The organism is Palleronia sp., assembly GCF_042089775.1.
In the GTDB taxonomy this organism is placed as follows: domain Bacteria; phylum Pseudomonadota; class Alphaproteobacteria; order Rhodobacterales; family Rhodobacteraceae; genus Palleronia.
In genome coordinates this window covers 22864-32797 of sequence record NZ_JBELKF010000038.1, presented here as the reverse complement: position 1 = coordinate 32797, position 9934 = coordinate 22864, and the positions used below count along the sequence as shown (strand labels likewise).

9 protein-coding genes are annotated in these 9934 nt (G+C 64.9%); 5 read left to right on the top strand and 4 right to left on the bottom strand.

Features of this window, described 5'->3' with window-relative positions; genetic code table 11:
• From rpoD to ACFDS3_RS10940, 3 genes are all read right to left on the bottom strand, one after another.
• The coding region (rpoD, locus tag ACFDS3_RS10950; protein WP_375262388.1) for an RNA polymerase sigma factor RpoD at nucleotides 1–1905 on the bottom strand (1905 nt) is incomplete at its 3' end.
• Nucleotides 1906–2055: 150 nt separating this feature from the next.
• Nucleotides 2056–3990 (bottom strand): DNA primase, encoded by a 1935-nt coding sequence (gene dnaG, locus ACFDS3_RS10945; RefSeq protein ID WP_375262387.1) that lies wholly within the window; start codon nucleotides 3988–3990, stop codon nucleotides 2056–2058.
• 47 nt (nucleotides 3991–4037) lie between these two features.
• Nucleotides 4038–4472 (bottom strand): hypothetical protein, encoded by a 435-nt coding sequence (locus tag ACFDS3_RS10940; protein ID WP_375262386.1) that lies wholly within the window; start codon nucleotides 4470–4472, stop codon nucleotides 4038–4040.
• On the opposite strand from ACFDS3_RS10940, the gene ACFDS3_RS10935 reads away from it, so the two are divergent.
• The 3 genes from ACFDS3_RS10935 to ACFDS3_RS10925 are packed head-to-tail and all read left to right on the top strand — an operon-like array spanning nucleotide 4414 to nucleotide 7480.
• On the top strand, nucleotides 4414–6375 hold the full coding sequence (locus tag ACFDS3_RS10935; protein ID WP_375262385.1) for a TadE/TadG family type IV pilus assembly protein: 1962 nt from the start codon (nucleotides 4414–4416) through the stop codon (nucleotides 6373–6375). The two genes, ACFDS3_RS10940 and ACFDS3_RS10935, sit on opposite strands and share 59 nt — an antisense overlap.
• Nucleotides 6372–6899, top strand: a complete 528-nt coding sequence (locus tag ACFDS3_RS10930; RefSeq protein WP_375262384.1) for a TadE/TadG family type IV pilus assembly protein — start codon at nucleotides 6372–6374, stop codon at nucleotides 6897–6899. The genes ACFDS3_RS10935 and ACFDS3_RS10930 overlap by 4 nt, the downstream gene beginning before the upstream one ends.
• Entirely contained in the window at nucleotides 6896–7480 is a 585-nt protein-coding gene (locus ACFDS3_RS10925) for a TadE/TadG family type IV pilus assembly protein (RefSeq protein ID WP_375262383.1), read from the top strand. Before ACFDS3_RS10930 ends, ACFDS3_RS10925 begins: the two co-directional genes overlap by 4 nt.
• Here ACFDS3_RS10925 and ACFDS3_RS10920 read toward each other — a convergent pair.
• Complete coding sequence (locus ACFDS3_RS10920) at nucleotides 7477–7950, bottom strand: hypothetical protein (protein WP_375262382.1); 474 nt, start codon at nucleotides 7948–7950, stop codon at nucleotides 7477–7479. The genes ACFDS3_RS10925 and ACFDS3_RS10920 overlap by 4 nt on opposite strands.
• A 94-nt stretch (nucleotides 7951–8044) precedes the next feature.
• On the opposite strand from ACFDS3_RS10920, the gene ACFDS3_RS10915 reads away from it, so the two are divergent.
• A complete protein-coding gene (locus ACFDS3_RS10915) occupies nucleotides 8045–8515 on the top strand; it encodes a hypothetical protein (RefSeq protein WP_375262381.1) in 471 nt (156 codons plus the stop codon).
• Between the two features lie 60 nt (nucleotides 8516–8575).
• A complete protein-coding gene (locus ACFDS3_RS10910; RefSeq protein WP_375262380.1) occupies nucleotides 8576–9871 on the top strand; it encodes a homoserine dehydrogenase in 1296 nt (431 codons plus the stop codon).
• The last annotated feature ends 63 nt before the right edge of the window (nucleotides 9872–9934 follow it).

Sequence of the window (9934 nt, the reverse complement as noted above, 5' to 3'; positions counted from 1 at the left end):
GAACTGCTGGCCGACCTCTTCCAGCGTGTGGTCGGTGTTCATGCCGATGCCGAAGCGCATCCGCAGGACACGCTCTTCCCGCGGCGTCAGCGAGGCGAGAACCCGCGTCGTCGTCTCCTTCAGGTTCTCCTGAATGGCCGAGTCGAGCGGCAGGACGGCGTTCTTGTCCTCGATGAAGTCGCCGAGCTGGCTGTCCTCTTCGTCGCCGATCGGCGTCTCGAGGCTGATCGGTTCCTTGGCGATCTTCATCACCTTGCGGACCTTCTCGAGCGGCATCTGCAGCTTCTCGGCCAGTTCTTCCGGCGTCGGCTCGCGACCGATCTCGTGCAACATCTGGCGGCCGGTGCGGACCAGCTTGTTGATCGTCTCGATCATGTGGACCGGGATGCGGATCGTGCGGGCCTGGTCTGCGATCGAGCGGGTGATCGCCTGACGGATCCACCACGTCGCGTAGGTCGAGAACTTGTAGCCGCGGCGATACTCGAACTTGTCGACGGCCTTCATCAGGCCGATATTGCCTTCCTGAATGAGATCAAGGAATTGCAGGCCGCGGTTCGTGTACTTCTTGGCGATGGAAATCACGAGACGAAGGTTCGCCTCGACCATCTCCTTCTTGGCCTGACGGGCTTCTTTCTCGCCCTTCTGGACCTGCTGCACGATGCGCCGGAATTCCGAAATGTCGACGCCGACATACTGGCCGACCTGGGCCATCTCGCCGCGAAGCTCCTCGATCTTGTCGGTCGAGCGCTCGAACAGCGACTGCCAGCCACGGCCGGCCTTCTCGCGCATCCGGTCCATCCAGTTCGGATCGAGCTCGGCACCACGATAGGCATCGACGAACTCGCGCCGGTTGATGCGGGCCTGGTCGGCGAGCTTCACCATAGCCGAGTCGATCGACATGATCTTGCGGTTGATGCCGTAAAGCTGGTCGATCAGCGCCTCGATACGGTTGTTGTGAAGGTGAAGCTCCTTCACCAGCACGACGATCTCGCCGCGCAGCTTCTGGTACTTCTCCTCCGCCGCCGCATTGAACGAGCCGTCCTCGTTCAGCGTCGCGGACATGCGCATGTCCTGCATCTCGCTGAGCTGCTCGTAATCGCTGGCGATCGCGTCGAGCATCTCGAGGACGCGGGGCTTGAGCGCGGCTTCCATCGCGGCGAGCGACAGGTTCGCCTGGTCCTCGTCATCCTCGTCGTCGTCGTCGGACTTGCGGATCGGCTCGCCGTCGGCGTCGACCTCTTCCTTGACGACGTCGACCTTCGGCGAGGGCCGCTCCTTCATCTCCTGCGGCGTGGAGCCGAGGTCGGAGACGACGGGCTCGTCGCCCTCTTCGCCCATAGAACGGCCGAACGTCGTCTCAAGGTCGATGACGTCCCGCAGCAGGATGTCCTCGGACAGAAGTTCGTCGCGCCAGATCGTGATGGCCTGGAAGGTCAGCGGGCTTTCGCACAGACCCGCGATCATCGTGTTGCGGCCGGCCTCGATGCGCTTGGCGATCGCAATCTCGCCCTCGCGGGACAGAAGCTCGACCGAGCCCATCTCGCGCAGGTACATCCGCACCGGATCGTCGGTGCGGTCAAGCTTCTCGGTCTCGGACGATGCGACCGCGACGTCGCGGGTATCGTTGCGGGCGACGACATCGGTGGACTTCTTGTCCTCCTCGTCGGCGGCTTCTTCTTCCTCGATGACGTTGATGCCCATTTCGGACAGCATCGACATCACGTCCTCGATCTGCTCGGAACTCACCTGCTCGGGCGGGAGGACCGCGTTGAGCTGATCGTAGGTGATGTACCCACGTTCCCTTGCGTCGGCGATCATCTTCTTGACGGCAGCCTGGCTCATGTCGAGCATGGCCTCTCCGTCCTGATCGTCCTTGCGTTCCTCTACGCTGTCCTTAGCGGCCATGCGGCTCTCTCCTTCCCGCGGATCGCGGTGTCCCGTGGCGGGTCTCGATGCGGCCCGCTTCGCGATTCGCTCCATCCGAATCAGTGATTCGCAGGTTGAAAACGTCGACTACCCTACCAAACCCGAACCGTCTTACCCAGAGCGGGCGGATCACTTTCCGTCCTTGCGTGTCCCCGATCCGATCTGGCTGAGCAGACGGTCGAGGGCGCTTCGTTCTTCCCGGTCCAAACGGACGCCATTCGGCGCCAGATCGAACCGCCTGCGGTCCTCGCCCTGGCTGCGTTCCGCCCGGGCGCGCGCTTGTGCCGCCTGGGACAGCCGCCAGGTCAGCGCCTCGTCATCGACGGCGCCGATATCCCCGAGCGCCTCGTCAATCTCCCGCGCCGCACCCTGCCGGGCGGCAAGCTTGGCGAGTTCTTCGGCCAGACATTGCTGCGCCACCTCCACCTTGTTCGAGCGGAGCGCGGGAACGATGTCGAGATGGCGCGTGGTGCGCAGCTTTTCAAGGGCATGCGGCCCCAAGGCCGACTCGACCGCCGCGCGGCAGGCATCGGCGTCCGTGGCCGGGTGTGCCAGCAAGCAGTCACAGAGCCGCGCGTGATCCGGATCCGAGAACTCCAGCCGGTCGAGCGCGGGCTCAAACCTCTCGACGAGCGAAGGATAGCGCAGCAGCAGCGCCAGCACGACCGCCTCGCGCAGCCGGTCCACCGAATCGTCCGACATCAGCTCGGAACTGCGGGTCGTCGGGTTCGCGCTGAGCGGCGCATCGCGGCGCTTGCCCCGCGGCGTCCAGGCCCGGCGCGGATTGAAAAGCTGGTAGCGACGCTCTTTGAAGGCGTCGCCGTAGTGGCGCTTGATCGACGGGTCCTTGATCTGCGCCAGCACCTCGCGCAGCCGCTTGTCGAGTGCCGCACGCCGCTCGGGGCTATCGATCGGGCGGCCCTCGGTCTCAGCCTTCCACAGCAGGTCGACCATGGGAATCGCCTGATCCAGAAGCTCCTGCATCGCGCCCGCGCCCTTGGCTCGAAGGAGGTCGTCAGGATCGAGCCCCTCGGGCATCAGGCAGAAGCGCAGCGACTTGCCAGCCTCGACCAGCGGCAGCGCCAGCCGCGCGACGCGCAGCGCCGCCCCCTGCCCCGCCCGATCCCCGTCGAGCGCCAAGACAGGCTCGTCATGGACGCGCCAGAGCAGGCGCAACTGATCCTCGGTTACGGCAGTGCCAAGAGGAGCCACAGTCGCGCCAAATCCCGCCTCGGACAGCGCGATGACGTCCATGTAGCCCTCCGCCACCACCAACTGCGCGTCGCGACCCGCCTCGCGGCGCGCGTTGCCGAGGTTGTAGAGGTTGCGACCTTTGTCGAAGAGCTCGGTCTCGGGCGAGTTCAGGTACTTGGCGTTGTCGTTCGGGTCCATCGCCCGTCCGCCGAACGCGATGGCGCGCCCGCGGGCGTCGCGGATGGGAAAGAGGATGCGATTGCGAAAGACGTCGTATGGCTGACCGCCGCGGTCGCTGACCTTCTCGAGCCCGACCGACTGGATCATCTCGGGCGCGATGCCCTTCTGCCGCAGGTGGGCGCCCAGCCGGCGCCAGTCGTCGGGGGCAAAGCCGATCTCCCACCGCTCGCAGGCGGCATCATCGAGGCCGCGCCCTTTGAGGTAGTCTCGCGCCGCGGCACCGGCTCCGGTCCGCAGTTGCAGGCGGTAGAACTTCACCGCCTCTTCCATCACCTCGGCCAGATCGGTCCGGCGATCGGACCGTTCCTTGGCGCGCGGGTCCTCCTGCGGCATCTCGAGCCCTGCCTCGGCGGCGAGGATGCGCACTGCATCAATAAACGAGACGTTCTCTGTCTCGCGCACGAAGGTGATGGCGTCGCCCTTCGCGTGGCAGCCGAAGCAGTAGTAATAGCCCTCGCGGTCGAGGACGTGGAAAGACGCGGACTTTTCCTGGTGGAATGGACAGGACGCCCACATGTCGCCCTTGCCCTGCTGGGACTTGCGGCTGTCCCAGACCACTTTTCGCCCGACCACCTGCGCGATGCTCAGGCGCGAACGCAGCTCGTCTAGGAAACCGGGGGGCAGGCTCATGCTCCGTTATATCAGTCCCGCCCGCCGGTCTGTCCAGAGGTTGCGGTTCAGCAGTCGTCGACAGTGATCGTTGCGAGCGGCTGATCGTCGCTCGTGACGATGGTCGCGGCGACGCCGTAGGTCTCGACGAAGCGCGCGGTCGCGGGCGCGGCGCACAGCTGCTCACGGATCGAGCGGGCGGCGACAAGTTCGTAGCCTTCGCGCGCAGCGGGTCCGAAAGCCGTGGACGGCTGAATGTGACGGAAGCGCATGGCCAGCGTGTCACCCTCGGCGCTGGCGCCCTGGATTTCGAGGTCGGGCGTCAGCATCTGCCCCTGCCGCGCGTCGAGCGCCTGGGCCACGGCGGTCAGCGCCGGCGGCGTCGCGGCGGCGCTCGCGGCACCTTCGGCATCCACCGTGAGGTCCGGCGTGGCGATCTGATCGGTGGTCGGCGCGCAAGCCAGAAGCGCCAGCGGCGCGGCAAGGATCAGGCGGTGGAACATCGGGGTCTCCCTTGTGGTGTCGGGCAAAAAGACAGAGCGGATCGCACCCGCTCCACCCTATCTGGTTCGGCAAACGCCGAAGGCACGCGGCTCGGTGCCCAGAAAGGGGCGCGTGTGTGCCTTGATGCCGCCCCGTTCCGCTGGCCCTTGGTTCCGTGCGGAGGATCTCGCCGGAAAGGCGTCTGCCTCTCCTTCGCAGTCGTGCGGCACAGCCTCGCGGCTTTCGCATTCACCATGGGAACCTGGAATGGCGAAACGCAACAGGACGACACAGGCCGGGCATTCGGTGAGACGGCGAGTCGCCGCCTTCGGCAAGGCAGAGGACGGGTCGTTCGTCATCCTGGCGCTCTTCTTCTTCGTCGCGATCTTCCTGACGGGCGGCGTCGTCGTCGACCTTTTGCGCCACGACTACCAGCGGACGCAGATGCAGACCACGCTCGACAATGCGGTGCTTGCGGCGGCGGATCTCGACCAGATGCTCGACCCCGAAGGCGTGGTCCGCGACTACTTCGACAAAGCCGGGCTTGCCGGCGCGCTGACGAATGTCGAGGTGACGGCCCAGGTGAATTCCCGAGTGGTGTCGGCCGCTGCAGAGATGCCCCTGCCCACCCTGTTCATGGACGCGCTCGGCGTCGACGACATCGGCGGAGCGGTCGCCGGCACCGCACGGGAAGATATCCGCGATATCGAAATCTCGATGGCATTGGATATCTCGGGCTCGATGGGCATGAATGGCAGGCTCGGCTACATGAAGGCCGCCGCGAAGGATTTCGTGGACAAGATGCTTCTCGACGCGAACGGTAGTCCAATCGAGGGCGAAATCTCGATCAATATCGTACCATATGCATCCCAAGTTAACGCCGGTCCGGAAATGCTTGCGCAAATGTCGCGAACGCATTCCCATGACTATTCCCACTGTCTCGACTTTCCGTCAGAGGCCTTCGAGACGACCGAGATGTCGCGTGAGACGCCTTACAAGCAGACGGCCCACTTCATGTGGGCGTCCGACACCAGGGGCAATCCCTACATCCCGCCCTCGAACAATCGCAGTCTTCTGGAGGATTATCTCCAGTGCCGGACCGAAGAGAACAGTCGTGCGCTTTACCTCGCGGACGACCGCGCCCTGCTACACAACAAGATCGATGGTCTTGAAGACGGGGGTAACACGTCGATCGAGATCGGAATGAAATGGGCGATGGGTCTGCTCGACCCCAAGATGCGCCCCGTAGTTTCCGAACTCGCCAGCATCGATCCGGATTTTGAGGACAGGCCTTTTGATTATGATCGCGAGAACTCGATGAAGGTGTTGATCGTCATGACGGACGGCGAAAACACGACACAGCTCTCGATGAAGCCCGAATACTCCGGCAGCAACATGTCAGATATCTGGAAGGGATTCGACTGGTGGAACAACCTGCGCTTTTCGGTTCAGGACGAGGAACCGCGCGACGCAGATAGGGACAACTATTACTACGAGGATTACTACATTGCGACCGAGAGGGTTTGGAGAGATCATCCGGTTGGAGGAACCTCCGCCAGGCAAATGACCTGGGCGGACGTCTGGGCAGAAATGCCCTTGGGTTGGCATGCGTACTGGGCGCGGATGGAACAAAGTTCAAACTGGTACGACCGACAAGCCCTCCTGAACAAGTGGTACCACGGGGTAATCGACGAGATTGGCCCCGCCGAAAAAGATGCCCGCCTGACCTCCCTCTGTTCGGCCATTCGCGAGCGGGACGTCGTGGTATTTACCATCGCCTTCGATATTTCAGAGGACAATTCGCGTCTTCTCAAGTCTTGTGCAACGACGCCGAACCATTACTACAACGTCACCGGCAACCAGATTAACTACGCCTTCTCGTCAATCGCCGGCACGATCAACCAGTTGCAACTCGTGCAATGACGTTGCTGTCCCGCCTTCGCCGGTTCCTTCGTGCCTCGGACGGTACCGCGTCGATCGAGGTCGTGATCCTGTTTCCACTCATGCTCTGGCCGTTCCTCACGGGAATGGAGGCCGGGATCATGCAGATGCGCCGGGTCATGTTCGAACATGCCGTCGATGTCGTGGCACGCGATGTCCGCATGGGGATGCCGGGCTTCGGCACCGCACCCGAGATTCGGGCCGCAGTCTGCGACAGGGCCGGGATCATTCCCGACTGCGGCAACAATCTGATGCTCGAGCTTTCTCCGGTCCAGGTGGAGGGCTTCACCGCGACCGAGTCCGCCGTGACCTGTCGCAATCGCGACCTTGAGGTTCAGCCCGCCACCACCTTCAACCCCGGCTCCCAGAACGAGTTGATGTTCATGCGGTTCTGCGTGCTCTACGATCCGATCTTTCCCGGCGTCGGGATCGGGGCGCGACTGGACCGTGTGGAAGGCGGAGGTGTCGCCATGGTGACAGAAACCTTTTTCGTGAACGAGCCATGAGGATACCAAAGCTCCTTCGGCGACTGAAACGGTTCACCGCGGACGAGTCCGGGTCGTACACGGTCGAGCTCGTCCTCATGCTGCCTGTGCTGTGCCTGACCATCTTCACGATGCTCACCTTCATCGACGCCTACCGCGCAAAGGTCCACGCATTGCGCGTGACCTACGCCGTGGGCGACATGCTTTCGCGCGCGCAGTTCCCGGTAACGCACCAGACGATCACCGGGCTCGCCGAGGTCTTCGACGAGCTTGCCATCGGCGCCCACAACACCTCGATCCGGGTGACATCGATCATGTGGGACGAAAGCAATGACACGCATCTGCTGGTCTGGTCCGACTCAGCGCGCGCAGGATCGCCAACGCCCCCGCCGCAACCGATCAACGACACCACCCTGCCCGACATCATCCATACGCTGCCGAACCTGGCGAACGGCGATTCCGTCATCGTCGTCGAAAGCTGGCTCTACTATAAGCCGCCATTCGACATCGGCTTCGGCGATCGGACCTTCGAGCATCTCGAAGTGGTGTCACCCCGTTTCATCCCGGTGCTGAGGTACGAAACGGAGGGCGTAACGGGCTAGTGCACCTTGTCCCGCTGCAGCGCTAGAAGGTCGGCCATCGCCTTGGTCTGACCGGCGCCCGTCATGCCGCCGACGCCGAGGCGACGACCCCACCGCCACCAGAGGCCGGGGGCCCAGGCAAACGGGCGTGACCGGGCGAGGCGGACGACAAAACCGTTGGACGGCTTGACTGCGAAAAGTCCGCGATCCACGTGTTCAATCTCCTCCATCATCGCGAGCACCCGACCGTCCGACTGGACGAGCCCGGCCTCGGTCAGGAAAAGAACGTGGGCGGTCGCGCGCCACATCGCGAGCGCCCCGTAAGCGGCCAGAACTGCGCAGATCAGCAACGCCAGTCGCGCCCCGATCCCGGCCGGCGCCGTCGCGGCGAGCCACATGAGCAGCACCGCAAGAGCAGTGAGCATGGTGGTACCGAAAATTCGGCGCGGCTGCGAGGCGCGGAGTTCGGCGATGATCGCGGGTTCGGACATGGCAGACGCATATCCGGCCGGCCGGTCCCTGAAAAGGCGATTGCCGCGGCCGGGTCTGCACCGTTAGCATGAGGCTCGCCCACGGAGCCCACCCATGCGCCGCGCCCTGATCGTCTGCTGCCTTGCCGCTGGTTGCGGAATGCCCGACCTCGACACACCGGCGACCCGCGCCGGTGCGGTGGGGTCCTATCCCGAAATTGCGCCCCGCGCCGAGATTCTGTCGCGTGTGACCGCCGACGCCACCACCGGGACCGTTGCGGACCTGTCCGCACGTAGCGCGCGCCTTGCGTCTCGTGACGTGAGCGCACAGGGAGGCACGGTCGATCGCGCCGGCATTCTTGGCCGCGCCGATGCACTGCAAGCACGCGCGCTGGGCGTCCGCAACGTGAAGCCCGTAGACGACGCCTCGGCTGCGGCCGACCTGCGGCAGCGCGCCGACGCGATCCGATCCAGCCGCGGCACCCCTGCCGTGCCCCCGCCGCCCACGGCGGAAGACGTCGAAGCGGCCGAACGTCTGCGGCGTCTGCGCCGCTTGCGCGACGGCACGGGCGACGACCCCCTTTGATCGGGGCGTGATCTCGGCTAAGGCCCAAGCCCGACGCCGTCAGATCGAAGGAGCCCCGCCATGTCAGACCCCCTCCGCCTCGGGATCGCGGGCCTTGGCACCGTCGGCGCCGGCGTCGTGAAGATCCTGGAAAAACGCGGCGACCTGATCGCCGCTCGCGCCGGCCGCCCGATCAAGGTCGCCGCCGTTTCGGCTCGCACGCAGGACAAGGACCGCGGGTTCGACATGTCGCCCTACGCGTGGGAGAGCGATCCCGTCAGCCTCGCCTCGCGTGACGACGTCGACCTCGTGATCGAACTCGTGGGCGGAGACACCGGACCCGCGAAGGACACGGTCGAGGCCGCGATCGCAAACGGCAAGGATGTCGTGACGGCGAACAAGGCGATGCTGGCCCTCCACGGTCAGGAGATCGCCGAGGCGGCCGAGGCAAAAGGGCTCTGCGTCCGGTTCGAGGCGGCCGTCGCGGGCGGCATTCCCTGCGTGAAGGCCCTGACAGAAAGCCTTGCCGGCAACCGGATCGACCGGGTGATGGGCGTGATGAACGGCACCTGCAACTACATCCTCACGCGGATGGAGGATGCCGGCCTGCCTTACGACACCGTGTTCGCCGAGGCGAAGGCGCTAGGATACCTCGAGGCGGACCCGACGCTCGACGTGGGTGGAATCGACGCGGGCCACAAGCTGGCGCTGCTGGCGTCCATCGCCTTCGGCACCAGGGTGGATTTCGAGGGCGTGAAGCTCGAAGGGATCGAGCGCGTCTCGATCGCCGATATCCGCCACGCGAACGACATGGGCTTCAAGGTCAAACTGCTGGGCGTCGCGCGCATGACCGGCCGGGGACTCGAGGCGCGGATGTCGCCCTGCCTCATGCCCGCCGCGTCACCCCTGGGCCAGTTGTCAGGCGCGACGAACATGGTCGTCCTCGAAGGCGACGCAGTGGGCCAGATCGTCCTGCGCGGCGCCGGCGCGGGCGAAGGTCCGACCGCCAGCGCCGTCCTGTCCGACGTCATCGAGCTTGCGCGCGGCACACGGTTGCCAACCTTCGGGCAGCCGGCGGCGTCGCTTGTCGCCGGCACGCGAGCGCGGGCCGAAAGTCCCGCCCCGTATTACCTGCGGATGGAACTGCAGGACAAACCGGGTGCACTGGCGAAGGCCGCGGCGTGTCTGGGGAATGCGGGGATCTCGATCGACCGGATGCGGCAATACGATCATGCCGACGCCTCGGTCGCGCCTGTCATCATGGTCACGCACAAGGCAGGCCGCCCGGACCTCGACGCTGCGCTTCAGACGATGTCAGAGACGGGCGTGCTGATGGGCGAGCCGGTCGCCCTTCGGATCGAAGAGCTCGACGACTGAGTCTTGCTCGGGCGCGTGGCCAAAGCGGCCCGGTCTGCGGATGTTCACTCGACCACTGGCGGT

Excerpts from the sequence above, each read along its gene's own strand:
- dnaG (WP_375262387.1), bottom strand. The coding sequence starts at position 3,990 with ATGAGCCTGCCCCCCGGTTTCCTAGACGAGCTGCGTTCGCGCCTGAGC.
- ACFDS3_RS10940 (WP_375262386.1), bottom strand. The coding sequence starts at position 4,472 with ATGTTCCACCGCCTGATCCTTGCCGCGCCGCTGGCGCTTCTGGCTTGC.
- ACFDS3_RS10930 (WP_375262384.1), top strand. The coding sequence starts at position 6,372 with ATGACGTTGCTGTCCCGCCTTCGCCGGTTCCTTCGTGCCTCGGACGGT.
- ACFDS3_RS10925 (WP_375262383.1), top strand. The coding sequence starts at position 6,896 with ATGAGGATACCAAAGCTCCTTCGGCGACTGAAACGGTTCACCGCGGAC.
- ACFDS3_RS10920 (WP_375262382.1), bottom strand. The coding sequence starts at position 7,950 with ATGTCCGAACCCGCGATCATCGCCGAACTCCGCGCCTCGCAGCCGCGC.
- ACFDS3_RS10915 (WP_375262381.1), top strand. The coding sequence starts at position 8,045 with ATGCGCCGCGCCCTGATCGTCTGCTGCCTTGCCGCTGGTTGCGGAATG.
- ACFDS3_RS10910 (WP_375262380.1), top strand. The coding sequence starts at position 8,576 with ATGTCAGACCCCCTCCGCCTCGGGATCGCGGGCCTTGGCACCGTCGGC.